The sequence below is a fragment of the Modicisalibacter xianhensis genome, assembly GCF_900113605.1.
Lineage (GTDB): Bacteria > Pseudomonadota > Gammaproteobacteria > Pseudomonadales > Halomonadaceae > Modicisalibacter > Modicisalibacter xianhensis.
The window spans coordinates 1-25,933 of record NZ_FOPY01000003.1; the positions used below are offsets into that span (position 1 = coordinate 1).

The 25,933-nt window shown below is 59.1% G+C and carries 25 protein-coding genes, 2 tRNA genes and 1 pseudogene; 19 read left to right on the forward strand and 9 right to left on the reverse strand.

The features are described 5' to 3' along the window. Positions 1-327: integrase core domain-containing protein (locus tag BM194_RS03505; RefSeq protein ID WP_143097565.1), on the forward strand; the 327-nt coding region annotated here is incomplete at its 5' end. Between the two features lie 103 nt (positions 328-430). Further along, positions 431-574, forward strand: coding sequence for a hypothetical protein (locus BM194_RS20580; RefSeq protein WP_177223332.1), 144 nt, complete (start codon positions 431-433; stop codon positions 572-574). A gap of 62 nt (positions 575-636) precedes the next feature. Here BM194_RS20580 and BM194_RS03510 read toward each other — a convergent pair whose 3' ends face one another. The 4 genes from BM194_RS03510 to BM194_RS03525 all read right to left on the reverse strand — a co-directional run bounded on the left by BM194_RS03510 (position 637) and on the right by BM194_RS03525 (position 3,739). Next, positions 637-852 carry a hypothetical protein gene (locus BM194_RS03510; protein ID WP_143097566.1) on the reverse strand — a complete coding sequence of 72 codons (216 nt, stop codon included), beginning with the start codon at positions 850-852 and terminating at the stop codon, positions 637-639. Positions 853-1,054: 202 nt separating this feature from the next. After that, positions 1,055-1,819 carry a Crp/Fnr family transcriptional regulator gene (locus BM194_RS03515; RefSeq protein ID WP_092843730.1) on the reverse strand — a complete coding sequence of 255 codons (765 nt, stop codon included), beginning with the start codon at positions 1,817-1,819 and terminating at the stop codon, positions 1,055-1,057. Positions 1,820-2,014: 195 nt separating this feature from the next. After that, a complete protein-coding gene (locus BM194_RS03520) occupies positions 2,015-3,295 on the reverse strand; it encodes a Y-family DNA polymerase (protein WP_092843732.1) in 1,281 nt (426 codons plus the stop codon). A gap of 3 nt (positions 3,296-3,298) precedes the next feature. Then, the gene (locus tag BM194_RS03525) at positions 3,299-3,739 is read right to left on the reverse strand and encodes a LexA family protein (RefSeq protein WP_092843734.1); all 441 of its coding nucleotides are present in this window, start codon (positions 3,737-3,739) and stop codon (positions 3,299-3,301) included. Positions 3,740-3,887: 148 nt separating this feature from the next. On the opposite strand from BM194_RS03525, the gene BM194_RS03530 reads away from it, so the two are divergent. From BM194_RS03530 to BM194_RS03545, 4 genes are all read left to right on the forward strand, one after another. Beyond that, a complete protein-coding gene (locus BM194_RS03530) occupies positions 3,888-4,241 on the forward strand; it encodes a LexA family protein (protein WP_092843736.1) in 354 nt (117 codons plus the stop codon). 62 nt (positions 4,242-4,303) lie between these two features. Next, on the forward strand, positions 4,304-4,960 hold the full coding sequence (locus tag BM194_RS03535) for an SOS response-associated peptidase (RefSeq protein WP_092843738.1): 657 nt from the start codon (positions 4,304-4,306) through the stop codon (positions 4,958-4,960). Between the two features lie 357 nt (positions 4,961-5,317). After that, positions 5,318-6,364, forward strand: a complete 1,047-nt coding sequence (locus tag BM194_RS03540) for a Crp/Fnr family transcriptional regulator (protein WP_244890864.1) — start codon at positions 5,318-5,320, stop codon at positions 6,362-6,364. 879 nt (positions 6,365-7,243) lie between these two features. Continuing rightward, on the forward strand, positions 7,244-7,900 hold the full coding sequence (locus tag BM194_RS03545; RefSeq protein WP_092843740.1) for an SOS response-associated peptidase: 657 nt from the start codon (positions 7,244-7,246) through the stop codon (positions 7,898-7,900). A 455-nt stretch (positions 7,901-8,355) separates the two neighbouring features. Here the strand turns inward: BM194_RS03545 and BM194_RS03550 are convergent, their stop codons facing one another. From BM194_RS03550 to BM194_RS03560, 3 genes are all read right to left on the reverse strand, one after another. Continuing rightward, positions 8,356-8,859, reverse strand: coding sequence for a hypothetical protein (locus BM194_RS03550; protein WP_092843742.1), 504 nt, complete (start codon positions 8,857-8,859; stop codon positions 8,356-8,358). Between the two features lie 152 nt (positions 8,860-9,011). Next, the gene (locus BM194_RS03555) at positions 9,012-9,218 is read right to left on the reverse strand and encodes a hypothetical protein (RefSeq protein WP_092843744.1); all 207 of its coding nucleotides are present in this window, start codon (positions 9,216-9,218) and stop codon (positions 9,012-9,014) included. An 81-nt stretch (positions 9,219-9,299) separates the two neighbouring features. Next, entirely contained in the window at positions 9,300-9,941 is a 642-nt protein-coding gene (locus BM194_RS03560) for a helix-turn-helix domain-containing protein (protein ID WP_092843746.1), read from the reverse strand. Between the two features lie 534 nt (positions 9,942-10,475). Here BM194_RS03560 and BM194_RS03565 point away from each other — a divergent pair. Beyond that, a complete protein-coding gene (locus BM194_RS03565) occupies positions 10,476-11,393 on the forward strand; it encodes a LysR family transcriptional regulator (RefSeq protein WP_244890865.1) in 918 nt (305 codons plus the stop codon). Between the two features lie 21 nt (positions 11,394-11,414). Here the strand turns inward: BM194_RS03565 and BM194_RS03570 are convergent, their stop codons facing one another. Further along, positions 11,415-12,155, reverse strand: coding sequence for an SDR family NAD(P)-dependent oxidoreductase (locus tag BM194_RS03570; RefSeq protein ID WP_092843748.1), 741 nt, complete (start codon positions 12,153-12,155; stop codon positions 11,415-11,417). A gap of 95 nt (positions 12,156-12,250) precedes the next feature. Here BM194_RS03570 and gltX point away from each other — a divergent pair, with 95 nt between their 5' ends. The 4 genes from gltX (at position 12,251) to BM194_RS20405 (ending at position 14,567) form a co-directional block, all read left to right on the forward strand. Continuing rightward, complete coding sequence (gene gltX, locus BM194_RS03575; RefSeq protein ID WP_092843750.1) at positions 12,251-13,729, forward strand: glutamate--tRNA ligase; 1,479 nt, start codon at positions 12,251-12,253, stop codon at positions 13,727-13,729. Between the two features lie 149 nt (positions 13,730-13,878). After that, positions 13,879-13,954, forward strand: a tRNA-Ala gene (locus BM194_RS03580). 24 nt (positions 13,955-13,978) lie between these two features. Beyond that, positions 13,979-14,054: transfer RNA gene (locus tag BM194_RS03585), tRNA-Glu, on the forward strand. 327 nt (positions 14,055-14,381) lie between these two features. Further along, on the forward strand, positions 14,382-14,567 hold the full coding sequence (locus tag BM194_RS20405; RefSeq protein ID WP_143097567.1) for a hypothetical protein: 186 nt from the start codon (positions 14,382-14,384) through the stop codon (positions 14,565-14,567). A 180-nt stretch (positions 14,568-14,747) separates the two neighbouring features. Here BM194_RS20405 and gltA read toward each other — a convergent pair whose 3' ends face one another. After that, positions 14,748-16,037 carry a citrate synthase gene (gltA, locus tag BM194_RS03590; RefSeq protein ID WP_092843752.1) on the reverse strand — a complete coding sequence of 430 codons (1,290 nt, stop codon included), beginning with the start codon at positions 16,035-16,037 and terminating at the stop codon, positions 14,748-14,750. A 419-nt stretch (positions 16,038-16,456) separates the two neighbouring features. Between gltA and sdhC the strand changes: the two genes are divergently transcribed. The 8 genes and pseudogenes from sdhC to lpdA all read left to right on the forward strand — a co-directional run bounded on the left by sdhC (position 16,457) and on the right by lpdA (position 25,872). Continuing rightward, complete coding sequence (gene sdhC / locus BM194_RS03595; RefSeq protein ID WP_092843754.1) at positions 16,457-16,834, forward strand: succinate dehydrogenase, cytochrome b556 subunit; 378 nt, start codon at positions 16,457-16,459, stop codon at positions 16,832-16,834. After that, a complete protein-coding gene (sdhD, locus tag BM194_RS03600; protein ID WP_092843756.1) occupies positions 16,828-17,175 on the forward strand; it encodes a succinate dehydrogenase, hydrophobic membrane anchor protein in 348 nt (115 codons plus the stop codon). The genes sdhC and sdhD overlap by 7 nt, the downstream gene beginning before the upstream one ends. A 3-nt stretch (positions 17,176-17,178) precedes the next feature. After that, positions 17,179-18,951 carry a succinate dehydrogenase flavoprotein subunit gene (gene sdhA, locus BM194_RS03605; RefSeq protein ID WP_092843758.1) on the forward strand — a complete coding sequence of 591 codons (1,773 nt, stop codon included), beginning with the start codon at positions 17,179-17,181 and terminating at the stop codon, positions 18,949-18,951. Between the two features lie 11 nt (positions 18,952-18,962). Further along, a complete protein-coding gene (locus tag BM194_RS03610; protein WP_092843760.1) occupies positions 18,963-19,673 on the forward strand; it encodes a succinate dehydrogenase iron-sulfur subunit in 711 nt (236 codons plus the stop codon). A 228-nt stretch (positions 19,674-19,901) separates the two neighbouring features. Then, a complete protein-coding gene (locus BM194_RS03615) occupies positions 19,902-22,736 on the forward strand; it encodes a 2-oxoglutarate dehydrogenase E1 component (protein WP_092843762.1) in 2,835 nt (944 codons plus the stop codon). A 42-nt stretch (positions 22,737-22,778) separates the two neighbouring features. Continuing rightward, positions 22,779-22,943: pseudogene (locus BM194_RS21105) on the forward strand (biotin/lipoyl-containing protein); the annotation flags it as partial. A 243-nt stretch (positions 22,944-23,186) separates the two neighbouring features. After that, positions 23,187-24,380 (forward strand): 2-oxoglutarate dehydrogenase complex dihydrolipoyllysine-residue succinyltransferase, encoded by a 1,194-nt coding sequence (odhB, locus tag BM194_RS03620; RefSeq protein ID WP_422730628.1) that lies wholly within the window; start codon positions 23,187-23,189, stop codon positions 24,378-24,380. Positions 24,381-24,432: 52 nt separating this feature from the next. After that, positions 24,433-25,872, forward strand: a complete 1,440-nt coding sequence (gene lpdA, locus BM194_RS03625; protein ID WP_092843766.1) for a dihydrolipoyl dehydrogenase — start codon at positions 24,433-24,435, stop codon at positions 25,870-25,872. The last annotated feature ends 61 nt before the right edge of the window (positions 25,873-25,933 follow it).

Below are 25,933 nucleotides of genomic sequence, written 5' to 3' on the forward strand. Positions count from 1 at the left end.
CGCTCTCTACCCGCCTCGATTGTTTGCGATAACGGGCCGGAGCTGACCAGCAAGGCAATGTTCTTCTGGGCGCGCGAGCGGAAGGTGACGCTGGCCTTCATCCAGCCGGGCAAGCCGACGCAGAATGCATTCATTGAGAGCTTCAACGGCAAGTTCCGGGACGGCTGCCTCAACCAACACTGGTTCCTGAGCCTGGCGGATGCACGGCACGAAATCACGCAATGGAGGGCCCACTACAACCATGTCAGACCGCACAGCTCACTGGGTTATTTACCGCCTAGCGTATGCCGAGCAGTGCGCATGAAGCTGGGATTTCTCACATTGTGAGCGGACCTAAACCAGGGGGAAGGTCAATTCCAACTTAGGGAGAGGTAAATCCGCGATACAACATCCTGCCGGGCACTTGGGTCACGGTCCTCCGGCACACGGCATGAGCGAGGCCGACGCTCGGCTGGTCTACGGGTCGCCGCGCCTGGTTGCAAACGACGGCGGCGGCTGCTGCTGGCTGATCTGGCGTAATCCTGACCATGCGGCGCGGGTGTGTTTCGACACCGTGGCGCATGTATATTACTGAGAAACGGCTCGAACCAAAAAAGCCCGGCGGGAGTAGCGGACCGGGCTGAAGCAGTAATTATTTCAATACCGATATTCGGTCTTATGCTTGGTTTGGCTATTTAAATCATGGCAGCAATCCTGCGCGGCACGTAATGACTCGAAACCGCCGGCTAGGGGATCGTGGGTATCCATGTCTTTGATTCGCCACCAGGTCGCATAGGAGTGCTCGGCCAATACCGTTTCGTCTTGCAATTCCAGCGGTTTGACGCCTTTCACGACCTTGTATTTTGTATACATGAGTAGGCCCTCCCATGGCCAAGCCATGATGAGAAACTGATCTACGAAAAATCCCGACCCGTAGGCCGGGTAAACAAGCATCTTGCATTACTAATGCTAGTAAGTGCTCAAGCCTTTTGCAGTGTTTTTTGGTTAAAAATATGTAGTAATGTTATGCAATGGCATGACTTACGTAGTGCTGAATTAAGATAGGCTGTGTTTATTACAGTGTGTCCCTGTGATCTTTTTTGCTTATATGGTGTGTGAGGTGAGAATTTATCGCGTCAGTGTATCTTTCAGGATCAAAGTTAGACATATTGTGCAGTTTTTTTATATCCATAATTTCGATTTCGTTTCGTGCCTTCTTGAGGATATTGTTTTCCTCCATTTCTTTAATAACTCGGCTGATATGGACATGAGTCAGTCCAAGCACAAGGCTTATATGCTTTTGAAGAAGAGGGAGTGTAAAACCCTCTTGCAAGTCTGTGTTGACACGCTTTAAACGATAATAAATTTCAAGTATGAAATGTGCTACTCGGCATTTTGCATCATTGCTAAGTACATTGAATAATCTGTCAGTGATTACGGCTTGCTGACGCGCTGAAGACGCATGAATGCTCATGGCGAGATTGGGGTATTCATGAAATATTTCCGTTAGCCGCCAGGCAGGCAATGGACAAACATCACCTGATGATAGCATGGAGCAAGAGGTCGCATGATGCGGCAGAGTTGCATCTCGGATCCCCATGATGTCTCCAGGAAGAAAAATGTCCAATACCCTAATCTTTCCATTATTCATGACTTGGTAGGTGTAGGCCCAGCCACTATGCAAAGTATAAATATTGTCTGGCTGGTGTCCTTCCCGCCAAACTTTGTCATCTTTTTTATATTTTATCGGTTCTAGTTCAAGTTCGTGGAGGATTCGGGCCTCTTCAGGTCCGATTGTGGTGAAATGGCTCAAATTCCGTATGACGCAGCTATCTTCCATGATTCTGGCCCATTGTATTGCTGGAATGGTCAAACAGAGTAGACCTTAACCTATACCGTGCATAGCATAGGTTACAATTTGGTTGGCTTGCCATTAGCAGCAAGCCATCATCTGCACTGGTAGAATCAGGGCCAGGCGCGCAGCGACGCCTACTGTGAAAGCCTTGGTCAGGAATGCCAGGAAGCTTCTTCTCTTCTATAGCACTCTCACCTTGGGTAACTCTTCCCAGCGCGTACTCCATCGCGGCGTGCGGTTGGCACAGCGCAAATGCCAGGCGGCGCCGTCTGTTGGCATACCCAGGCGTAGCGTGCCGCGCCCCATCTTCTGGTTCAGCTCATCCATGGTGGCCATGAGGCGCTTGCTGCGTTGTCGGTCAGCGTCGCTCTGCGGCGTGTCGAGCAGGGAGAGCTGCTGCCGATCGGCGTCGATCAGGTCCAGCAGCATCACGCCGGCTTTCATGTAGGCAAAGCGCTCCAGGAATATCCTGTCCAGAACATAGCTAGCCGCGTGAAGAATCTCCCGACTGTCGTCCGTGGGGCGCTCGAGCTCGACGATCGCGTGAGGGGAGTGCTGTGGCAGGTCCTGCCTGTGTGGGTTGGTCTTGAGGAACACGAGTACGGCGCGGGCCAGGCTGCCTTGCTGGCGGAGTTTTTCGGCGCCGCGCTGGCCATGCTGGCGAATGGCTTCCTGAATCTCGCGGTAGTTGCCGGTCAGCTTGCCGAACGAGCGACTGGTCATGATGCGTTGCCTGGGCTCGTCGAAGTCGTTCATCTCGATGCATGGGGTACCTTGCAGCTCGAGCACGGTACGCTCGAGCGTCACGCTGAACTTGCGGCGGATGCGCTTGGGATCGGTGCTGCGCAGGTCCCAGGCGGAACGAATCCCCATGGTGTGCAGGCGCTCGACGAGACGCCGCCCCACGCCCCAGATATCACCCAGCTCGATTCGTTGCAGAAGGCCCTTGGTGGCGGTGCTGTCGCGGTCCAGTACGCACACGCCGCCATAGCCAGGAATCTTCTTTGCTGCGCGATTGGCGAGCTTGGATAGCGTGCGGGTGGGGGCGACGCCGATGGATACGGGAATGCTCGTGTACTGGCGCACTTGCTGTCGGAGCTTGCGGCAGTGCTCAGTGAGCGCGGCGGTCTCGAAGCCATCGAAGCGCACGAACATTTCATCAATGGAGTAGGGCTCGACCTGGGGCGCGAATTCCTCGAGCACGGCCTGCACCCGTGACGACATATCTCCGTACAGTTCGTAGTTGCTGGAGAGCAGCACAAGGCCACGCTGGCGGATTCGATGCTTGAGCTGGAACGCCGGCGTGCCCATCTCGACGCCCAATTGCTTGATCTCGGCCGAACGGGCGATCACGCAGCCATCGTTGTTCGAAAGCACGCCGACAGGGCGACCTTCAAGATCCGGCCGGAACGCGCGCTCGCAGCTCACGTAGAAGTTGTTGCAGTCAACGAGTCCGATCATGGCTTACACCGGAAACTCATGGATGACGGAGCGGACTACGCCCCACACCTGACATTCCGTATCGCCGAGCGGGATGGGGGCATAGCGGGTGTTGCCGGAGCAGAGATAAGGGCGGTTGCCGAGCAGCTCGTAGCGTTTGACGATCACTTCACCATCGACCAAGGCGGCCAGAATGTGCCCAGGGCGTGGATCAATGGAGCGATCCACCACCAGGATGTCGCCAGGGTAGATACCATAGGCCAGCATGCTGTCGCCATCATCGACCACCTGCATGAAGAATGTCGCACTGGGCCGCTTGATAAGGCGCTCGTTGAGATCCAGCGTGCGGCCCTCGTAGTCCTGCGCGGGGCTAGGGAAGCCCGACAGGCCGGCCCGGATCAGCGTCTCGGGGAATGGCAGGGCAAGCGGCGGCGGTGCGGCTTCGGCGGGGATGAGTGGCGACATAGTGACTTCCCTCCTATTGCTGGTTGGATATACAGTATTTAACGAATCCCCGTGTTCAGGCAAACGCTAATGTACGATTTGCCGCCAACGCTGGGCCGGGGGCGGTAGGTAAAACCAAGAAAAACAGGAAGTTGCAGGGAAGAGAAAAATGCGTGTGACGTACCTTGGCCCGCTGATTGCGGGCCTTCAGCATCCGGCACTGCACGGCTATGACCTGAGCCATTTCAGCCCGAGCTGTTTCCTGGTCGAGGTGAAAGAGGGCGCCGGGCTCGATGGGCCGCTGATCGAAGGCGACATGCTGGTCGTCGATGAAGGGCGCACGCCGCAGCACAACGACTTGGTCATTGCGTTGGTAGAGGAGGAACAATGCCTGTTCCATGCCTTCCGGATCGGCGGCTCGTTACTGCTGATACCGCCCCGGGGGAGGGATGGGGCGGTACCGGCGCGCTGGGTGGACCTGCGTGGGGTGGTGGTGAGTCAGGCGAGAAGGTATGTGCATTAGCGCGGCTTGCCGAGCCAGGCATTACTACCCACGCTTAGGGAAAGCTTCGTCAGGAGTTGTCCATGTGCGGCCGTTTTGCGCTTTACAGTGCCTATCCGAAATTCTCGACTAAGGCAGGCGTCCCCAACGTCGAGGAGGCGCCGACACCGCGCTTCAACGTGCCGCCTGGCACTTGGATCACGGCAATACGGCAGGTGTCCGGCGACGAGCCGCCGCGCATGGACGAGTTGTGGTGGGGCTACAAGCCGAAGTGGGCGAAGGGCAAGGCCAGCCAGCCAATCAATGCCAGGGTCGAGACGGTGGCCACCTCCGGTTACTTCAAGTCGGCTTTCCAGAAGCATCGCTGCTTGGTCCCGGCGGATGGTTGGTATGAGTGGGACAAGAGCACTACGCCCAAGCAACCGCACTTCATCTGCCGCGAGGATCGCGAGCCGATCTTCTTTGCGGGGATTTACACCGAGCGCGAAGACGGCTCACTGGGTTGTGCGATCATCACCGAGCCGGCGCGAGGCTCTGCTCAAGACGTACACGACCGCATGCCGCTGATCCTGGACGACGAGAGCCTGGAGCCGTGGCTAGACCCGGACCTGACAGATCGGGAAATCTTGCGCAATGTGGTGCATCACATCGATGCCAAGTTGATTACGCACTGGCCCGTCAGCGCCAAGGTGAATCGGCCGAGTGGGGCGGGTGATGAGTCACTGATCAATCCGGCGTAACAGAAGACACGAAGCGGAAAATTAACGTCACAAAACGGCATTTTTCAAAGGTTGGGCTGTGGTCTACTTTGCTACCGTGCTTTTGTGACGTCTTCCTTACTCGTGCCTGGCTTTAGGTTTCGTCCTTCTTTACGTCACAGCCCCGGCATACCGGCCGGGGCCATTTCCTACTTGGCTTAATGCCTACGCTTTCATGGCCTATGTCGCACAGGACGTGTCATATATCTCTTACAAAGCCATCTAACCCGGGTTAAGCCACCTGCCGTGCATAGCAGGTACAGTGTCTTACGTAGACATGGACATGTCGCGATGGAACCCGGGCAAGGATGCCTGATGAACCAAGGATGCATGAGCAGGATGGCTCATGAGTGGGCAGCAGGAAGCACCACGCCACGCAAGCCCGGCCTTCACAGGCCGGGCTTTATTCGTTTTGGAGCCTCGATTCATCCTCTTGTCCCTTCGCTTCGCACCGAAACAGCTGTCATTCAGACAATATTCTACTTCGATCGCCAGCCAGGAAGGACCCGGCTAAGCTGCATCGTAAGCAAGCTGATGGGGCTTGAGTGGAAGAGCAAGCCCAGCATGACGTTACGTATTAGCGTCAGCTTGTATCGCAACCCCTCGTCTGCTGCTAGCTTTTATTTCGTTATGCCCTGTCTCACACTCAAGGAGATGATCCCTGCCGTGACTGTACGATTATTCAGCAAACTGGATCATTTCATGTCGTTGACGGAGGAAGAAAAGCGCTCCATAGAGCAGGCGGCTACCATCCGCAGGACCTACCAGAAAGGTGAAGATGTCATTAGTGAGGGCCAGCGACCGGATTTCGTGCATTTGATCGAGGAAGGCTGGGCCTGTCGCTACAAGCGGCTGGATAATGGCGACGATCACATCATGGCGTATCTCATTCCGGGCGATCTATGCGATGTGCACGTCACGATCCTCAATGAGATGGACCACTCCATACGGGCACTGACGCCGCTCAAGATCGCCTTGCTGCCCGCCCATGAAATCAGCCTCCTGATGGAAAGCAGTAGTCGCATCGCCCGCGCCTTGTTCTGGTCGACCCTTGTCGACGAAGCCACGCTACGCGAATGGCTGGTCAATGCCGGTAGCCGATCCGCTGACAGGCGCCTGGCGCACGTCTTTTGCGAGATGCTGTTGCGCTCGCGTATTGCCGGGCTGACTGATGACAACAGCTTTGATTTGCCACTGACCCAGGTTGAGTTGGCCAATTCGATGGGGCTGACCCCTATCCATGTCAACCGGACGCTGCAGAAACTGCGGGCCGAGAATCTGATCGCCTTCAATAATAAGCGCATGCGGATTCTGGACTGGGAGAGCCTCAAGGAGTTCTCGGGGTTCAAGCCCAACTACCTGCACTGCGAGAATGTCACCTGCTAGCTCTCTGGCTTACTGTCTTTGTCATGAATCTCCTACGTTAGCGGCTAATTTATGTTTACAAACTTACTGTTTATTGCATGAGATAGTGTCCTTGCTGTAGCGCAAGGATGCTCACCAAGGAAGACAGGGCAGGGAAGGCCCAGGAAACCAGGGAAGCACGAACAGGAGGTTCGTGAAGCACGCAAGGAAATGCAGTGGTAAAAGAGCCCGGCCTCACGGTCGGGCTCTTTTCGTTACCACGGATATATTGTCGAAGTGGTGTAACAAGCACTTACTGTGGTACCCAACACGTTGTATAGTTTGGTGGAAAGATTGTTCAATAAAAACAAAGTATCATTAGTAAATGCCATTGTTTTTAAGCAATTTCACCATTAACTACATTGTTTAACTAACGTACGGCTAGTGTTCACGCTCTGTTTTGCTATTGTAGACAGGTGACGTCTTTATTACTCGTCCCCTGATGGGTCGTCTTTCCGCCACGTCACTGCCCCGGCGCGCGACGGGGCCTTCCCTCACCCCTTGGCTTCGCTAATTCAGCCTTGTGGCCCTGTCGCGGGGGTTACAAGCGAGCCATGGCATATCTCCTACGCAATGCGTGGTCGATCACTGATGCAAATCCAGCTTGTCGTGGGTATGCAGAAGGGCGGTTTGAATGAGACAGTGCGCACGTCGAACGGGAAGCCGACACAGGGAAGACCGGGCATGGAGGCTCGTGAACTCAAGGAAACATGGACAGGACGTTCATGAAGAGTACGCAAGGAGGCGGCGTTTGAAGGCCTGACCCACGCGGTCAGGCCTTCTTCGTTTTGCAGCAATGCTTATCCCTTGCTGACCGGCATCTGCCTGTCCATGCTTGGACGAAATCCATGGGATAGCGCAATGTGTGGACGCTTTGCCGCTTACGATGAGAAGGCCTACACCGAGTTTCTCACTCGTCTTGGCGTTACGGCTGATGATCATGCCATGGTGCCGAGGTTCAATGTGGCGCCCGGCACGTGGTGTCAGGTAGTGCGTCGTGTCGTGGCTGACACACCCCCGCAGGTCAAGGAGATGTGGTGGGGGTATCGCCCTGCATGGGGCAAGGCCAGCCAACCCATCAACGCTCGGGTCGAGACGGTCGCGACGTCAGGGTATTTCAAGTCTGCCTTTCAGAAACGCCGTTGCCTGGTGTATGCCGATGGCTGGTATGAATGGGACAAGGCCACGACTCCCAAGCAGCCCTACTTCCTTTGTCGCAAGGATCGCAAGCCGCTGCTGCTGGCAGGGATCTACACCGAGCGTGACGATGGCAAGCTGGGATTCGCCATCATTACCGAGCCTGCGCGTGGTGCAGCGCGCGAGATACACGATCGGATGCCTGTATTGCTCGACGAGGAGAGAATCGAGTCTTGGCTGGATCCGGACCTGACCGACCGCGAGGTGCTTCGCAATGTCGTAAAGCATTTGAAGGCAGACCAGATCACATACTGGCCTGTGAGCACGCGCATCAATCGGCCAAGTCAGGAAGGCGACGAGTCATTGATCAACCCAGCGTGACAGGATGACACGCTCTGGAGAATTAGGGACACAATCTTGGCTTTTTCATGCGCTCGAATGAGGGCATAGCCGTGATAGCATGCTTGTATGACGTCTTCGTTAAGCGTGTCCCTCCGGACTCGCCCTTGCTCCTCGTCATGCAGATAAGCCCCGGCCATGTCGGGGCTTTTGCTCCCATCTGCTGTAGAATCCTTCCGATTAGCGTCTTTTGCCTACAAGTTTTGTAAGAAATCACTTACAAGTGTTCATAACTCTGTTTAATTTGCAGGGTGCAAATTTGTGTCATAGTTCATCCGTGAGCATGGAGCGGTCCTAAGGAACCCGAGCAAGGACGCTCGACGAACCACGGATGCTCGAGAAGGATTCTCGTAGATGAACTGCAGGATGCAGGGCGCGATGAGTGCCACGAAGAAGCCCGGCCGGCCAAGTCGGGCTTCTTTTATGCCTGGTTGCGCTCAGTCCGGCGTGTGGCTTCGCTTGCAGCCATTGCCTGGCGGAGTCGCTTGCTGCTCGGATTCGACAATGACGCGATTGATGGCGGCCTGGGGAGACTCATTCTGCCGCATGAGCCGCTTGAGTGCGGCCTGGGTCTCTGGCGCCAATGTTACGGCGATGCGCTTGGCTCTGTTGTCCCGAGGCGTGGGGGAAGCGTTGCCAAGCCACACGGCGATCTCGGCATGCGCTTGTTTGCCGATACCCGGAATTTTGCCGGGACCAAGCAGGCCGCGTCGGTCAGCGTCTGCAATGGCGTCTCGAGTTTCCAGGCCATTGGCGAGAAGGCACCGGGCGACGCGCGGCGTCAGTCCGTCGAGCCACTGGCGGCAATGCGCGTTCTGCTGCTGCCAATGAGTAATCCAAGTGCGTATCGTCTCGGGGGCCAGCCCGAACTCCTCGCTGATGGCTTCTTGGCTCATGCCCTGAGGCGCTAGCCCGGCTGAGCGTTGGCTACCTTCGTCCATGATGGTATGTCTAGTGTGGTATTGACTCGTTAATCACACATCATACGGCCTCCTGGCGTCAAATGAGACCGGCCAAAGGTCTTACTGACGATAAAAACACAGGGCCCGACCAGTTTGGCCGGGCCCTGTGCCGTTAGGGATGAGATCATCGCTTAGAAGCCGTAGTCCTCTGGCTCCTCGCCTTGTTCTCTGAGAAAGGCGGCGATCAATGAGTCTTCGCCATCGTAATGCTCACCATTGGCGTAGGCGAACTCAATGAACTGCTCCTCCTCGAAGCCGTCATACCATTCCATTTCCTTGTAGTCGCTGGTGGAGTACCAGTCGCTGGCGGCTTCGTAGCTGTCGAACAGTATGGGCATGGCATCTACCTCCCTGATTACCGATTTACCTTTGCAACGTAGGTAGGCAGCGGGAGGGATGCAAGAAAGACCATTGCCCGGTCAGTTGGTCGGCTCCGGTGCCGGAGCGAACGAGTGGATGTCGTTGTCGACGATCAACTTCCAGCGTGCTCGTACAAGGCCGACAAGGCGGAACGGGAGGGCGTTGGTAGGGACCGTTTCCGTATGCTGCGACTCGTCGGAGACCGCCACGTTGCCATCCTGGGTGCGGCTCAGGTAACGAATGGTCAGTTTTCCCAGGTATTCAAGGACGTAAAGGCCATCGCGAGAAAATTCGATGGTGGGAAGAACGGCAGCAAGATCCCCTTCGTTGAGAAAATCGAACGATTCGCCTTGGCCGGGTGTGATGAGGTGACAGTCCTTGGTCAAGCCAGGCAGTGGCAGGTCATCAAGTAGCGGCAGGGTCGTGTCACCTTGATGGAGCCAAGGCGCTGGTTGACGCTCCAGCATGTGCAGGACGCCATGCTGCGGGGGAGGAGCCGGCGTGCCTTGAAGTAAATCGGATAACGTACAATCGAGTGCCTCGGTCAAGGCAACCAGACGTTCATGGCCAATTTGCCGGATCGTGCCCGACTCCCAATAGGAAATAGTGACATCGGAAACACCGACCCGTCGGGCCAGAGCGGCTTTGCTCAGATTGGCCTTCAATCTCAATTGTTTTATGCGGGATCCCAATGCGTCCATCGTTGCATCTCGCCTTAACGTGAACGCGATAGCATAGCCACCCGCTGCCGAAGTTTGTTTCGGATTGATAACGGTTACTCAAAAACCGTTAAAACGTACAGCCTGGCCGTTCGACACTATCGCTTCGAGTGGATTGCGCTGCAGATCCCTGTGCCGGCGACTCATGCCAATAGAGCCGTTCCAAACCCCGGTATTTCGCCGGTGCCGTTATTATTATGGCCGAGTTGGCGGGCTAAACGAGAATTAACCGTGCGTGCCCAGTCATGGCTTCAGTGAGACACACTTTGGCGCGCGAAAGCAATCAACGCAGTTATTAGGCGTGAAAAAAGGAGAAAAATGCGCCGGCTGCTCGGATGAACAGCCCGGTGGCGCTCAAGCGTATGCACTGAAGGCACCACCGGCACGCTAGCGTGCCCATGGTGGCTCTCGAGAGGACACCGGTGAGCGTCTTCAAGAGAGTGGCTGCAGTATAGGCAGTCGTTATTTACGGAATAAGTGGGTACAATCGAAAACTTGTGTTTCCTATTTGGAAACTTGTGCAGGGGGAGGCAGAACCTGGCTACGCTGGATGCATTGAAAGTCTTCGTCGAGGTCGTCCGTGCCGGCAGTTTCACGGCCGCTGCCCGGCGGCTGGGGATTTCCAAATCCCTGGCGTCCAAGCGTGTTGCGGCACTGGAAGAAGAATTGGGAGTCAGCCTGCTCAACCGCTCGACGCGTTCGCTGCACCTGACCGAGGCTGGCCAGATCTATTACGAGCATGGCCTTCGCATCCGCGAGGAGCTTGCGGCTGCCGAGGCGCAGGTCCAATCGGTGACGGCCCGGCCGAGAGGCCAGCTCAAGGTCAGCGCCCAGGTGAGTTTTGGCTTCATGTACCTGGCGCCTCCCACCACGGCCTTCATGCGGCGTTATCCGGATGTGGCCGTCGAGATCCTGCTCGAGGACCAGCGTTTCGAGCCGATCGACGATTCGGTCGACCTGGCCATACGCATGGGCCCGATGCCGCCTTCGAGTTTGGTTTCCCGGCCCTTGTGCAAGGTGGTCTATGGGCTATATGCCTCGCCAGAATACCTGGCCCGCGCCGAGCGCCCTGTGCATCCCCGGGATATCGCCCAGCACGATAGCGTCTTCTATGGCAACTACGATCTTGGGGCCCACTGGCGCTTTTCCCTGAACGGCCAGCCGCTGGATATCGAGCCCAACTCACGTCTGGTCATCAATAACCTGCTGGGGGTCGTGGAAGCTGCCAAGGCCGGTTTCGGTCTGGCCTATCTGCCCACGTTTGCCGCTCGCGCCGCTGTCGCCAGTGGTGAGCTGCTACCGCTGTTACAGCCCTACTGGAACGAGCATGGCAGCATGTTGGTGCTGTTCCGCTCACGCAAGTACCTGCCCGACAAGACCCGAGCCTATCTGGATTTCATTACCGACTGGTTCCGCGAGCATCTGGCCCTGTAACCGGGCTCCGCACGCAGCCTGTTACCAGGCGATGGGTTGACCGGCCCAGTCCCAGAAACTGCCACTATCTTCGATGGTTCGCTCATCCATTACGGCAATCAGGCGTTCGGCGACGAATTGTGGTGTGAATAATTTGCCTTCGGGCACTCGCGCCTGAAACGGCTTCGACAATCCGGTATCGGTCGTGCCGGGATGCAGGCTCAGTACGATGGCCTGCCTGTTCAGGCGCTTGAGTTCCACAGCGGCAGTATGCAGCAGCATGTTGTGGGCCGCCTTGCTGGCGCGATAGGCATACCAGCCACCCAAGCCATTGTCCCCGATTGAGCCAACGCGTGCCGACAGGCTGGTCACGAGCGCCGGGTGACTGCCCTTGAGCGATGGCGACAATGCCTTGATCAGCATGATCGGCGTAGCGGCATTAACGTGAAACAGATGCATCAGGGCATCGAAGGAGAGATCCTCGAGCCTCTTTTCGGGCTGGATGCCGCGTGCCTCGTCGTGCAGGGTGCCAATCGCGTTGAACACCAGGTGAACCGGCTCGCCCGCAAGGGACTGCGTCAGCGCGTCGAGACCGCGTTCATCGGTAATATCGGCCATCACGCTGCGCAAGCGCGGGTCGTCGCGCTCGACGGTATTTCGTGATACGGCATGCAGCCGGCCAAGACGCGGGTCGTCCAGCAACGTATCGATCATGGCGTGGCCGATCCCGCCGCCGGCGCCTGTCACGATGGCTGTGTAGTTCTCGGGCAGATGCCGAAGCATCGGTACCTCCTGCGATTGTTGGGGATTCGCCGGCTGATGGTAATGAGCAAGGCGCGTATAATGCCGCCCGAGACTTCACCAACGGAACGGAAAACATGACCGTACGTACACGAATCGCCCCATCGCCGACCGGCGATCCGCATGTCGGCACTGCCTATATTGCCTTGTTCAACCTGTGCTTCGCACGCCAGCATGGCGGACAGTTCATCCTGCGGATCGAAGATACCGACCGGCAGCGTTCCACCAGCGAATCGGAGCAGATGATTCTCGATTCGCTGCGCTGGCTGGGGCTGGAGTGGGATGAGGGCCCCGATGTCGGCGGCCCGCATGGTCCGTACCGCCAGAGTGAGCGGGGCGACATCTATGCCGAGTATGCCCGTCAACTCCTCGATGCCGGTCACGCCTTCAAGTGCTACCGGACCAGCGAGGAGCTGGACGAACTGCGCGAGGCACGCAAGGCAGAAGGCCTGCAGATGGCACTCAAGCCGGCCGACCTGGCGCTGCCCGACGATGAAATCAAGCGTCGAGAGGCCGAAGGCATGCCCTACGTGGTGCGCATGAACGTACCGGCGGAAGGCACCTGTGTCGTCGAGGACATGCTGCGCGGCACTATCGAAGTCGACTGGGCCCAGGTCGATGCGCAGATCCTGCTCAAGTCCGACGGCATGCCAACGTACCATCTGGCCAATGTGGTCGATGATCACCTCATGGGGATCACCCATGTGCTGCGTGGCGAGGAGTGGATCAATTCGGCGCCCAAGCACAAGCTGCTCTACGAATATTTCGGCTGGGAAATGCCGCAGCTCTGTCACATGCCGCTGTTGCGCAACCCCGACAAGTCGAAACTCTCGAAGCGCAAGAACCCGACCTCGATCAACTACTACCGACGCATGGGCTTCCTGCCGCAGGCAGTGACCAATTACCTGGGGCGCATGGGCTGGTCGATGCCCGATGATCGCGAGAAGTTCACCCTCGACGAGATGATGGCGCACTTCGATATCCAGCGCGTATCGCTGGGTGGCCCGGTGTTCGACCTCGAGAAGCTGACCTGGCTCAACGGTGTCTACATCCGTGAAGACCTCGACGATGCCGCGTTGCTTAAGGCATTGCGTAACTGGGCCTTCAACGAGAGCTACGTCGGCGAGATCCTGCCCCAGGTGCGCCCGCGCATCGAAACCCTGTCCGATGTGATGCCGCTGGCCGGGCACTTCTTTGCCGGGCTGCCGCGCATCGATGCGCAGAGCTTCGATGAGGTCAAGCTCGAGCGCGATGAGCTGGTCAAGCTGCTGCAATTCCTGATCTGGCGTTTCGAAGGCGTGACCCGCTGGGACAAGGAGAGCCTGCTGTCCGAGGTCAAGTCGCTCAGCGAGGTTTTCGGGTTGAAGATGAAGGCGTTCCTGGCGCCGGTATTCATTGCCATTACAGGGTCGGCCACCTCGACATCGGTCATGGATGCCATGGCCATTCTCGGCTCCGACATGACGCGAGCGCGTTTGCGCCATGCTGTCGAGGTGCTGGGAGGCGTTTCCAAGAAGCAGGCCAAGAAGCTCGAGAAAGAGTACCGCGACCTCTGATCGGGTCATGAGCGAGCCTGGCCGGCGCTTTCGGGCCGCCGTCGGCCAGGCTGTAGCAAGCAACAGGATTTTGTTTGTTTTCATGGTTGACGAAAGCGAGGGTTATCAGTAATATACGCCCCGTCCTCGCGAGAGAGACAGCGGTTCAAGGGGCCTTAGCTCAGCTGGGAGAGCGCGACGCTGGCAGCGTCGAGGTCACCGGTTCGATCCCGGTAGGCTCCACCAATTCTCGCGAAGCGCACTTCTTGCGTCCCATTCGTCTAGTGGTCCAGGACACCGCCCTTTCACGGCGGTAACAGGGGTTCGAACCCCCTATGGGACGCCACTTTATTTTCCTCTTGGTCCTCATCAGCCTGCATTGCATTCGTTAATGTCAAGCATGTTTTGTCCCATGCTTAAGCATTAGTTTCTACCGAAGCAGGGTTGACATTCCTCTAAAGTTTTCCCCATCCATGGGTCGTCTCAGGAAGTCTTGTGTATAGATTTCCCGGCAAGCCCGTGGTTATGCGCTTTTCCTGTTTTTCCTTTCTAATCAAACACTTATGCGTGGTTAAAAATTAGCCAATTTGTTGCCAGGCCGCTTGTCATGGCGACTCGAAGACGTTTTTGAGAGGTTTTAAACAGGTTTATCCACAGAAAGTGTGGAAAACGATTGAGGGTGCGCAAGTCGGGATATGGCAAGTGGAAAAACCGCTCTGAACGTAAAAATCTGCGGATTATTGTTGTCGATTGCTATCGCCTGCCGAAGGAGTGGGGTGGTGGTTGCGAGGGGGCCGAAAAGCGCCCAGGCATGCTGCAGATGGCAGAGCCAGAACGTCGTCATACCATCGTGGCTTGAGCCCGGGTGGGCGCTGGTTGGGCTTGCTGGGGGCTGAAGAGGGCCGTGAGGGAAACGTTAGGGTAGGTGTGCGTCGTTGTAGGTTGTAGGGGAGGCGCGGGCAGGGCGCAGGAGGCGGGTGCAGTCACCAGAAACGCATCGGGCCGCCCGAAGGCGGCCCGATGCGACGGTGCGCGAGACTTACTTTTTGGTGGGGTAGTCGCGCTCGGTGTGGCCAGTATAGAGCTGGCGCGGGCGGCCGATGCGGTAGCTGCCGCTGATCATCTCGTGCCAGTGAGAGATCCAGCCGATGGTGCGCGATACGGCAAAGATGACTGTGAACATGTTCGTCGGGATGCCGATTGCCTTGAGGATGATGCCCGAGTAGAAGTCGACGTTGGGGTACAGCTTGCGTTCGATGAAGTACTCGTCTTCCAGCGCGATCTGTTCCAGGCGCTTGGCGATCTTGAGTTTGGGGTCGTCGGCCATGCCCAGTTCGCTGAGGACTTCGTCACAGGTTTCCTTCATCACCTTGGCGCGCGGGTCGAAGTTGCGGTAGACGCGGTGACCGAAGCCCATCAGGCGGAACGGGTCATCCTTGTCCTTGGCGCGATCGACGAAGCGCTGGATGTTTTCTTCGGAGTCGTCACCGATCTCGTCGAGCATGTTGAGTACGGCTTCGTTGGCGCCACCGTGTGCCGGGCCCCACAGGGCGGCGATGCCGGCGCTGATACAGGCAAACGGGTTGGCGCCGGTGGAGCCGGCCAGGCGAACCGTGGACGTCGAGGCGTTCTGCTCATGGTCGGCATGCAGCATGAAGATGCGATCCATGGCCTTGGCGAACACCGGGTTGATCACGTATTCCTCGGCCGGGTTGCCGAACATCATGTACAGGAAGTTTTCGGCGTAGTTGAGGTTATTACGCGGGTAATTGAACGGCTGGCCGACGTTGTACTTGTAGGACATCGCCGCCAGGGTCGGCATCTTGGCAATCAGGCGAATGGCGCTGATATAGCGGTCTTCTTCGCGCGTGATGTCCAGATGATCGTGGTAGAACGCTGCCAGGCCGCCGACCACGCCGCACAGGATCGCCATCGGGTGGGCGTCACGACGGAAACCCTTGTAGAAGTTGGCGATCTGCTCGTGAACCATCGTATGGTAACGGATGGTCTTCTCGAAATCCTTGTACTGCTCGTCGGTGGGCAGCTCGCCGAACAGCAGCAGATAGCACAGCTCGACGTAATTGGAATGATCGGCCAACTGGTCGATAGGGTAGCCGCGGTGGAGTAGAACGCCATTGGCGCCATCGATGTAGGTGATGCCGGACTCGGTAGCAGCAGTGGCAACGAAGCCGGGGTCATAGGTGAAGAAGCCCTCGGCAGTGAGGCCGCGCACGTCGATGACATCAGGTCCGGTAGTGCCGGAATAGACTGGAAATTCAATCGTCTTGTCCAGTCCATCTATAGTCAACTTCGCTTTCCTGTCAGCCATGTCGGCCTCCTTCTATCGTTATCTCATTCTGTACGTAAGTCGTTGTCTTGCTTACCAGCCCGGCGCAAAAAGGTTCGCCCACTATAGGAACGCCGAGCCAATTGTCAATTGATCGTTGGTGGTTGCAGCAGGACCCGATGCCCTGTTTTCGAGAGGATCTCAAGGAAGTTATAGCGCACTGCAGCATAGCTTAGCACGCTGTGTAGGGGTGTTACCGAGGGTAACACTAAGGTCGCAATGAAGCGGTAACGATTTGTCATACCTGAGGTCAGTCCCTATAATCTCTCTCCGCGCGACTGGCGGGAAAGGGATTCGGTCGTGTCACTTGGCGGACAGCCGAGGCCCCTTCTTAAAACCACCGCCCGCTCGGGCCCAAGCCCGGTAGCAAGCAGAGCGGGCCAAGAGAGTGTGTAAGTGCCGTGAATAGCAAAAGACCCGTAAACCTCGACCTCTCCACGATAAAGTTTCCACTCCCTGCACTGACCTCGATCACCCACCGTATTACCGGCGTTATCCTCTTCGTTGGCTTGATCTTCCTTTTCTGGGCGCTGGACGCCTCGCTGTCTTCTCCGGAAGGTTTCGACGCCGTACGTGACGCCCTGGAGCACAACTTCTTTGCCAAGCTGGTGACCTGGGGCCTGTTGTCCGCCCTGGCGTTCCACTTCGTGGCAGGAGCGCGTCACCTGCTGATGGACCTCGACTTCGGCATCGAGCTCGAGGACGCAGTGAAATATACGAAAATCACCATCGTGGCTAGCGTGGTCCTGGTGGTCCTGGCGGGGGTCTGGGTATGGTAACCAATATCACTAACTTCGGTCGTAGTGGCCTGTCCGACTGGCTGATCCAGCGTGTATCGGCCATCATTCTGATGCTCTACACCATCTTCATGGTGGGGTATCTGCTGTTCACGCCGGACATCGACTATCTCACTTGGCGCGGCTTGTTCGACCAGACATGGATGCGCATCTTCTCTCTGCTGGCTTTCCTTTCGCTCGCGGCACACGCCTGGATCGGCCTGTGGACCGTAGTCACCGACTACATCAAGCCGACCGGTGCCCGTTTCGCCGTTCAAATCGCCATCATCCTCGCCATCTTCATCTTCCTGGTGTGGGGCGTTCAAGTTCTCTGGGGAGCCTGATCCATGTCTACCATGCGTAACCTGACATTCGACGCAATCATCATCGGTGGCGGCGGCTCCGGCCTGCGTGCAGCCCTCGAACTGGCGAAGTCCGGCAAGAAGACCGCCGTCATCTCCAAGGTGTTCCCGACCCGGTCGCACACCGTATCCGCGCAGGGCGGCATCACCTGTGCCATCGCTTCCGCCGACCCGAACGACGACTGGCGCTGGCACATGTACGACACCGTCAAGGGCGGTGACTACATCACCGACCAGGACGCCGCCGAGTACATGTGCTCCGAAGGCCCCAAGGCCGTGTTCGAACTCGAGCACATGGGGCTGCCGTTCTCGCGTTTCGACAATGGCCGCATCTACCAGCGTCCGTTCGGCGGTCAGTCCAAGGAATTCGGCAAGGGCGGCCAGGCGGCACGCACCTGTGCCGCCGCCGACCGTACCGGTCACGCGCTGCTGCACACGCTGTACCAGAACAACCTGAAGAACAACACCGTATTCCTGAACGAATGGTACGCGGTGGATCTGGTCAAGAATGCCAACGGCGACGTGGTCGGCTGCATCGCGCTGTGCATCGAGACCGGCGAAGTGGTGCACATCAAGTCCAAGGCCACCGTGCTGGCGACCGGTGGTGCCGGCCGTATCTATTCCTCCACCACCAACGCGCTGATCAACACCGGTGACGGTGTCGGCATGGCGCTGCGCGCTGGCGTCACGGTGCAGGACATGGAAATGTGGCAGTTCCACCCGACCGGTATTGCCGGCGCCGGTGTGCTGGTTACCGAAGGCTGCCGTGGTGAGGGTGGTTACCTCATCAACAAGGACGGCGAGCGCTTCATGGAGCGTTATGCCCCCAACGCCAAGGACCTGGCCGGTCGTGACGTCGTGGCCCGCTCCATGGTCATGGAGATCCTCGAAGGCCGCGGTGTTGGCGAGAATGGCGACCACGTGCTGCTTAAGCTCGATCACCTGGGCGAAGAGGTGCTGCACAAGCGCCTGCCGGGTATCGTCGAGCTGGCCAAGACCTTCGCCGCCGTCGATCCGGTCAAGGAGCCGATCCCGGTCGTGCCGACCTGTCACTACATGATGGGTGGCCTGGCCACCAATGTGCATGGCCAGGTCATCAAGCAGGATACCGACGGCAACGACGAGATCGTCAACGGCCTGTTCGCCTGTGGCGAGGTGGCTTGCGTGTCCGTTCACGGCGCCAACCGCCTGGGCGGCAACTCGCTGCTCGACCTCGTGGTGTTCGGTCGTGCCGCCGGCATGTTCATCGAAGGCGCGCTCAACGAAGGCATCGAGTACTTGGACGCCACCCAGTCCGATGTCGATTTCGCGCTGGCCCGCATGAATCGCTGGAACGAGTCCAGCGGCGGCGAGTCGATTCCCGAGCTGCGTGCCGAACTGCAGGAAACCATGCAGAAGTCCTTCGGTGTCTTTCGTCAGGAAGATCACATGCAGGAAGGCGTCAAGAAGGTGGCCGAGCTGCGCGAGCGCATCGCCAACGCCCACCTGGGCGACAAGTCCAACGCCTTCAACACGGCGCGTGTCGAAGCGCTGGAACTCGACAACCTGCTGGAAGTGGCCGAAGCGACTGCCATCTCTGCGCTCGAGCGCAAGGAAAGTCGCGGCGCCCATTCCCGTTACGACTATCCGGATCGGGACGACGTCAACTGGCTCAAGCACTCCACCTACTACCCGCTGGAGAAGAAGCTGGGCAAGCGTGAAGTCAACTTCTCGCCGAAGACCGTCGACACCTTTGAGCCGAAAGTCCGTACTTATTGAGGGGGACCACGATGTCCATGCTTCAGGTATCCGTATACCGCTACAATCCGGAGACCGACTCCGCTCCTTACATGCAGGAGTTCCAGGTGGACACCCAGGGCCGCGACCTGATGGTCCTGAACGTCCTCGAGCTCATCAAGCAGCAGGACAGCTCGATGGCCTACCGTCGCAGCTGTCGTGAGGGCGTCTGCGGCTCCGACGGGATGAACATGAACGGCACCAACGGCCTGGCCTGCGTCACGCCGCTGTCGGCCGTGACCAAGGGGGGCAAGCTGGTGCTGCGCCCGTTGCCGGGCCTGCCGGTGATTCGCGACCTGGTCGTCGACATGGGGATCTTCTACAAGCAGTACGAGCGTATCCAGCCGTACCTGCAGAACGAGAACTCCCCGCCGGCCATCGAGCGCCTGCAGTCGCCGGAAGAGCGCGACAAGCTCGACGGGCTCTACGAATGTATCCTGTGTGCCTGCTGTTCGACGTCCTGCCCGTCGTTCTGGTGGAACCCGGACAAGTTCGTCGGTCCGGCCGGTCTGCTTCAAGCTTATCGCTTCCTGGCCGATAGTCGTGACACGGCAACCCGCGAGCGCCTCGCCGAACTCGAGGATCCGTTCAGCGTGTTCCGTTGCCGCGGCATCATGAACTGCGTGGCGGTGTGTCCGAAAGGGCTCAACCCGACTCGCGCGATCGGCAAGATTCGTGAGCTGCTATTGGCGAATGCTACTTAAATCGTGGCCAGCGACTTGCTATCATTGGAGCCCGTTTCACCTGCGGCCATGTGTCGCAGGTGAGGCCGGCCCACGCGTCAAGAGCCGGTGCCTCGTGCACCGGCTCTTGACGATCACGCCGCGCATTCCGTGGACGCTGTCCCGTCCACAAGCAAGACAAAGAGTGACGCCGGTGCGCATCCCGTACCAGGCGCCGACACCACCCCATCAGTGCAGGGTGACCGAGAGATGCAAGAAGGCATAATGGAGTTGATGTGGCGCTCCTCGCACGTGAGTGGCGGCAACGCTCACTACGTCGAAGCGCTGTACGAGCAATACCTCGTCGATCCCAATGAAGTTCCGGATGAATGGCGTAACTATTTCGATCAGTTACCGCGCCCGGAAGGCAGTCCCTCCTACGATACCCCCCTCAGTCCGATCCGAGACCAGTTCTACCAGTTGGCACGTAACCGTCGCACCGCTCAGGGCACGGCCGCTGTCGACAGTGGCGAGAACAAGAAGCAGGTCAAGGTCCTCCAGCTGATCAACGCCTATCGATTCCGTGGCCACCAGAAGGCCGACATCGATCCGCTCGATCTGCGCAAACCGGTACCGGTGCCGGACCTGGACCTGTCCTTCCACCAGTTGTCGAAGGCCGACATGGACAGCGAGTTCCAGACCGGCTCCTTCTTCCTGGGCAAGGACAAGGCACCGCTGAAGGAAATCGTCGAAGCGCTGGAGCAGACCTACTGCCGCAGCATCGGCTGTGAGTTCATGCACATCGTCGACACCGAAGAGAAGCGCTGGCTGCAACAGCGGTTCGAATCGGTGCGCTCGAAGCCGAAGTACGGCAACGAGGTCCGCAAGCATGTGCTCGAACGACTGACCGCCGCCGAGGGCCTGGAGAGCTACCTGGCCTCCAAGTACCCCGGCACCAAGCGTTTCGGTCTCGAAGGGGGCGAAAGCTTCATCCCGATGATGGACGAGGTCATCCAGCGTGCCGGCGGCTACGGCACCAAGGAAGTCGTCATCGGCATGGCGCACCGCGGCCGCCTCAACCTGCTGGTCAACATCCTTGGCAAGAGCCCGTCAGAGCTGATCGACGAGTTCGATGGCAAGAAGGTCATTACCAAAGGCTCGGGCGACGTCAAGTACCACCAAGGCTTCAGCTCCAACGTCATGACGCCGGGCGGCGAAGTCCACCTGGCGCTGGCCTTCAACCCGTCGCACCTGGAAATCGTGGCACCGGTGGTCGAAGGCTCGGTACGTGCCCGTCAGGATCGCCGCGACGACACCGACGGTGACAAGGTACTGCCGATCAATGTCCACGGCGACGCGGCCTTCGCCGGCCAGGGCGTGGTCATGGAAACCTTCCAGATGTCGCAGACCCGTGCCTACAAGACCGGTGGCACGCTCCACGTCGTGATCAACAACCAGGTCGGTTTCACCACCTCGCATCCGCAGGACACGCGCTCCACCGAGTACTGCACCGATATCGCCAAGATGGTTCAGGCGCCGATCTTCCACGTCAATGGCGACGACCCGGATGCCGTGCTGCATGCTGCGCAAGTGGCCATCGACTACCGCCAGCAGTTCCACAAGGACGTCGTCATCGATCTGGTCTGCTACCGGCGTCGCGGTCACAACGAGGCCGACGAGCCGTCCGGCACCCAGCCGATGATGTACCAGAAGATCAAGTCGCACAAAAGCTCCCGCGAGCTTTACGCGGCGCGCCTGGTCGAGGAGGGCGTGCTCTCCGAGGACGACGCCAAGGCACTGGTCGAGCAGTACCGCGAGGACCTGCTGGCGGGTAACCACGTCGCCAACGCGCTGGTCAAGCAGCCCAACACCGAGCTGTTCGTCGACTGGAACCCGTACCTCGGCCACGAGTGGAGCGGCGACTTCGACACCTCGTTCGACATGAAGCGCATGCAGCAACTGGCGACGCGCATGTGCGAAATTCCCGACGGTGTCCAGGTCCAGCGTCAGGTTGCCAAGATCTACGAGGACCGTCGCAAGATGCAGGCCGGTGGCATGGCGCTCAACTGGGGCTTCGCCGAAACCCTGGCCTATGCCACGCTGCTCGACGAAGGCCACCCGATCCGCATCACGGGTCAGGACTCTGGCCGCGGCACCTTCTCGCACCGCCACGCCGTGGTGCACAACCAGAAGGACGGCACCACCTACGTGCCGCTCGAGCACATCCGTGAAGGGCAGCCGCGTTTCACCATTCGCGACTCCTACCTCTCCGAAGAGGCGGTGCTGGCCTTCGAGTATGGCTACGCTACCACCATGCCCAACGCGCTGATCGTCTGGGAAGCGCAGTTCGGCGACTTCTTCAACGGCGCTCAGGTCGTGGTCGACCAGTTCATTTCCTCGGGTGAGTCCAAGTGGGGCCGCCTGTGCGGGTTGACCATGCTGCTGCCGCACGGCTACGAAGGGCAGGGGCCGGAGCACTCCTCCGCGCGCCTCGAGCGCTTCTTGCAGTTGTGTGCCGAGCACAACATGCAGGTCTGCGTGCCGACCACGCCGGCGCAGATCTTCCATCTCCTGCGTCGTCAGGTGATTCGCCCGCTGCGCAAGCCGCTGGTGATCATGTCGCCGAAGAGCCTGCTGCGCCATAAGGAAGCGACTTCTACGCTGGAAGAGCTGGCCAACGGTCGCTTCCAGATGGTACTGGAAGACCAGGGCAAGCTGGACGCCAGCAAGGTCAAGCGTGTCGTGCTGTGCGCCGGCAAGGTCTATTACGACCTGGCGGCCTATCGCGCGGAGAACGAGCGCGAAGATACGGCGGTCCTGCGCGTCGAACAGCTCTACCCCTTCCCGAAGGACGAGCTCTTCGAGGCGATCAAGGACTACACCAACCTGGAGCAGGTGGTGTGGTGTCAGGAAGAGCCGCTGAACCAGGGCGCCTGGTATCAGAGCCAGCACCATATGCGTGTCGTCGCGGACATGTTCAAGGAAGGCCTGGGCCGCGAACTCAAGTTCGCCGGTCGTCCGGCCTCGGCAGCACCCGCTGCGGGCTACATGTCCGTCCATGTCGAACAGCAGCGCCAACTGGTGGAAGACGCCTTCAACGCCTGAGGCGTCCCACCAGGACGAGAGAGAACCCACTAAGGAAACCAAATGGCTACCGAGATCAAAGCGCCCAGTTTTCCGGAATCCGTTGCCGAGGGCACGGTTGCTGCCTGGCACAAGCAGCCCGGCGACAGCGTCGAACGTGACGAGCTGATCGTCGAAATCGAGACCGACAAGGTCGTGCTCGAGGTCGTGGCGCCGGAAGCGGGCACGCTGTCAGAGATCAAGGTCGAAGAGGGCGATACCTGTGAATCGGAGCAGGTCCTTGGCATGCTCGGCGCCGCCGAGGAAAAGGCCGAGTCCAAGTCCGACGCCAAGCCGCAGGGCGGCCAGGACGCCGAGCCCGAGCAGAAGGCCGAGAAACAGGCCGAGCAGAAGAGCGAAAAGCCGGCGGCTTCCGGCAAGAGCTACGATGTCAAGGCGCCGTCCTTCCCCGAATCCGTTCAGGAAGGCACCGTGGCCACCTGGCACAAGAAGGTCGGCGAAGCGGTCAAGCGCGACGAAGTGCTGGCCGACATCGAGACCGACAAGGTCGTGCTGGAAGTCGTCGCGCCGGCCGATGGCGCCCTGAGCGACATCAAGGTGCAGGAAGGCGAGCAGGTCGAGTCCGAAGCGTTGCTGGCGACTTTCGCCGAAGGCGCCGGTGGTAGCGAGGGCGGCGAAGCCGAAGGCGCTTCCGCCGAGTCGCGTGGCGATGAAAGCGAAGCCAGCGGTGCGGAATCCGACGAGAAGGTCGGCGACAAGATCGTTGCCCCTGCCGCACGCAAGCTGATCGCCGAGCACGACCTTGACGTCAGCAAGATCGAGGGCACCGGCAAGGGTGGCCGCGTGCTCAAGGAAGACGTGCAGAAGGCGGTCAAGGAAGGCAACGCCAAGAAGTCCGCACCGGCTGCCAAGAGCGGTGGCGGTGCCAAGGCCGCTGCAGCCGCAGCGCCGGCCGTCGAGGGCGAGCGCCCCGAGAAGCGCGTGCCGATGAGCCGCCTGCGCCAGACCATCGCCAAGCGCCTGGTCCAGGCCCAGCAGACCGCTGCCATGCTCACCACCTACAACGAGGTGGACATGACCGCGGTAATGGCCCTGCGTGCCCAGTACAAGGACACCTTCCTCAAGGCGCACGACACCAAGCTCGGCTTCATGGGCTTCTTCGTCAAGGCCGCCAGCGAGGCGCTCAAGCGCTTCCCGGACGTCAACGCTTCCATCGACGGTACCGACATCGTCTACCACGGTTATCAGGACATCGGTGTGGCCGTGTCCACCGACCGTGGCCTGGTGGTCCCCGTGCTGCGCGATACCGATAGCATGAAGATCGCCGACGTCGAGAAGACCATCGTCGACTTCGGCAAGCGCGCGCGTGACGGCAAGCTAGGCATCGACGAGATGCAGGGCGGTACGTTCACCATCACCAACGGTGGTATCTTCGGCTCGCTGATGTCGACGCCGATCCTCAACCCGCCGCAGACGGCTATCCTGGGCATGCACAAGATCCAGGAGCGCCCGATGGCGGTCAACGGCAAGGTCGAGATCCGCCCGATGATGTACCTGGCTCTGTCGTACGACCACCGCATGATCGACGGCAAGGACGCAGTGCAGTTCCTGGTTGCCATCAAGGACCTGCTCGAGGATCCGGCGCGCCTGCTGCTGGACATCTGACCTCGTCTGACGTCAACGGACTCTCAAGCGAACCGATCAACAGGAAAGATACATGGCCGATAAATTTGATGTGATCGTCATTGGTGCGGGCCCCGGTGGCTACGTGGCCGCCATCCGCGCGGCACAGATGGGTCTCAAGACCGCGTGTGTCGAGAAGTGGGTGAACAAGCAGGGCAAGACCGTGCACGGCGGTACCTGCCTCAACGTGGGCTGCATTCCCTCCAAGGCACTGCTGGAGACGTCCCACAAGTTCATCGATGCACGCGACAACTTCGGCGAGATTGGCCTGGAAGTCGGCGACATCACGCCGAACGTGCCCAAGATGCTCGAGTTCAAGGAGAGCGTCATCGCCAAGAACACCGGTGGCATCAGCGCCCTGTTCAAGGCCAACGGCGTCACCGCCCTGGAAGGCACCGGCAAGGTACTCTCCAACAGCAAGGTCGAAGTCACCGGCAAGGAAGGCGAGAAAGAAACCTACGAGGCCGATAACATCGTCATCGCCTCCGGTTCCGTTCCGGTCGAGATTCCGCCGACCCCGCTGACCGAAGGCCTGATCGTCGATTCAGCCGGCGCACTGGAATTCACCGAGGCGCCCAAGCGCCTGGGCGTGATCGGTGCCGGCGTCATCGGCCTGGAACTGGGCAGCGTGTGGAGCCGTCTGGGCAGTGAAGTCACTGTCCTCGAGGCCATGGACAGCTTCCTGCCGATGGTCGACCAGGCCGTCGCCAAGGAAACCCAGAAGCTGCTCGGCAAGCAGGGCCTGGACATCAAGCTGGGCGCACGTGTCACCGGCTCCGAGGTCAAGGACAACGAAGTCGTCGTCAAGTACACCGACAGCAAGGGCGAGCAGGAACAGACCTTCGACAAGGTCATCGTCTGTGTCGGCCGCCGCCCCTACACCCAGGGCGTGCTCAGCGACGATGCCGGCGTCAAGCTCGACGAGCGTGGCTTCATCTTCGTCGACGACCAGTGCCGTACCAGCGTGCCGGGCGTCTACGCCATCGGCGACTGCGTACGTGGCCCGATGCTTGCGCACAAGGCCTCCGAAGAGGGCGTCATGGTGGCCGATATCATCGCCGGCCATAAGGCCGAGATGAACTACGACGCGATTCCGTCGGTCATCTACACCTCACCGGAAGTCGCCTGGGTCGGCATGACCGAGCAGCAGGCCAAGGCCGAAGGCATCGAGGTCAAGACCGGTTCCTTCCCGTTCTCCGCCAACGGACGTGCGCTGGCCAACAATGCCCCCGATGGCATGGCCAAGGTCATTGCCGACGCCGAGACCGACCGCATCCTGGGCATCCACATCGTCAGCCAGCACGCTGGCGAGCTGATTGCCCAAGGCGTCATCGCCATGGAATTCGGCTCCAGCGCCGAAGACCTGGCCCTGACCTGCTACGCTCACCCGACCACGTCGGAAGCGATTCACGAAGCCGCGCTGGCGGTGGACGGTCACGCCATCCACATGGCCAACCGCAAGAAGCGCAAGTAACCCGCAGGACAACAAGCGCCGCCCCGGGCGGCGCGTCGCCCCCGGCAATGTACCGGGAGCG

Coding starts and splice junctions, on each gene's coding strand:
- BM194_RS03550 (WP_092843742.1), bottom strand. CDS start 8,859: ATGGACGAAGGTAGCCAACGCTCAGCCGGGCTAGCGCCTCAGGGCATG.
- sdhD (WP_092843756.1), top strand. CDS start 16,828: ATGGTAACCAATATCACTAACTTCGGTCGTAGTGGCCTGTCCGACTGG.
- BM194_RS03520 (WP_092843732.1), bottom strand. CDS start 3,295: ATGATCGGACTCGTTGACTGCAACAACTTCTACGTGAGCTGCGAGCGC.
- BM194_RS03555 (WP_092843744.1), bottom strand. CDS start 9,218: ATGCCCATACTGTTCGACAGCTACGAAGCCGCCAGCGACTGGTACTCC.
- gltX (WP_092843750.1), top strand. CDS start 12,251: ATGACCGTACGTACACGAATCGCCCCATCGCCGACCGGCGATCCGCAT.
- BM194_RS03615 (WP_092843762.1), top strand. CDS start 19,902: ATGCAAGAAGGCATAATGGAGTTGATGTGGCGCTCCTCGCACGTGAGT.
- BM194_RS03515 (WP_092843730.1), bottom strand. CDS start 1,819: ATGGAAGATAGCTGCGTCATACGGAATTTGAGCCATTTCACCACAATC.
- BM194_RS03535 (WP_092843738.1), top strand. CDS start 4,304: ATGTGCGGCCGTTTTGCGCTTTACAGTGCCTATCCGAAATTCTCGACT.
- BM194_RS03560 (WP_092843746.1), bottom strand. CDS start 9,941: ATGGACGCATTGGGATCCCGCATAAAACAATTGAGATTGAAGGCCAAT.
- BM194_RS03610 (WP_092843760.1), top strand. CDS start 18,963: ATGTCCATGCTTCAGGTATCCGTATACCGCTACAATCCGGAGACCGAC.
- BM194_RS03545 (WP_092843740.1), top strand. CDS start 7,244: ATGTGTGGACGCTTTGCCGCTTACGATGAGAAGGCCTACACCGAGTTT.
- gltA (WP_092843752.1), bottom strand. CDS start 16,037: ATGGCTGACAGGAAAGCGAAGTTGACTATAGATGGACTGGACAAGACG.
- sdhA (WP_092843758.1), top strand. CDS start 17,179: ATGTCTACCATGCGTAACCTGACATTCGACGCAATCATCATCGGTGGC.
- BM194_RS03510 (WP_143097566.1), bottom strand. CDS start 852: ATGTATACAAAATACAAGGTCGTGAAAGGCGTCAAACCGCTGGAATTG.
- BM194_RS03570 (WP_092843748.1), bottom strand. CDS start 12,155: ATGCTTCGGCATCTGCCCGAGAACTACACAGCCATCGTGACAGGCGCC.
- BM194_RS20580 (WP_177223332.1), top strand. CDS start 431: ATGAGCGAGGCCGACGCTCGGCTGGTCTACGGGTCGCCGCGCCTGGTT.
- BM194_RS03525 (WP_092843734.1), bottom strand. CDS start 3,739: ATGTCGCCACTCATCCCCGCCGAAGCCGCACCGCCGCCGCTTGCCCTG.
- BM194_RS03530 (WP_092843736.1), top strand. CDS start 3,888: ATGCGTGTGACGTACCTTGGCCCGCTGATTGCGGGCCTTCAGCATCCG.
- BM194_RS03540 (WP_244890864.1), top strand. CDS start 5,318: ATGGCTCATGAGTGGGCAGCAGGAAGCACCACGCCACGCAAGCCCGGC.
- lpdA (WP_092843766.1), top strand. CDS start 24,433: ATGGCCGATAAATTTGATGTGATCGTCATTGGTGCGGGCCCCGGTGGC.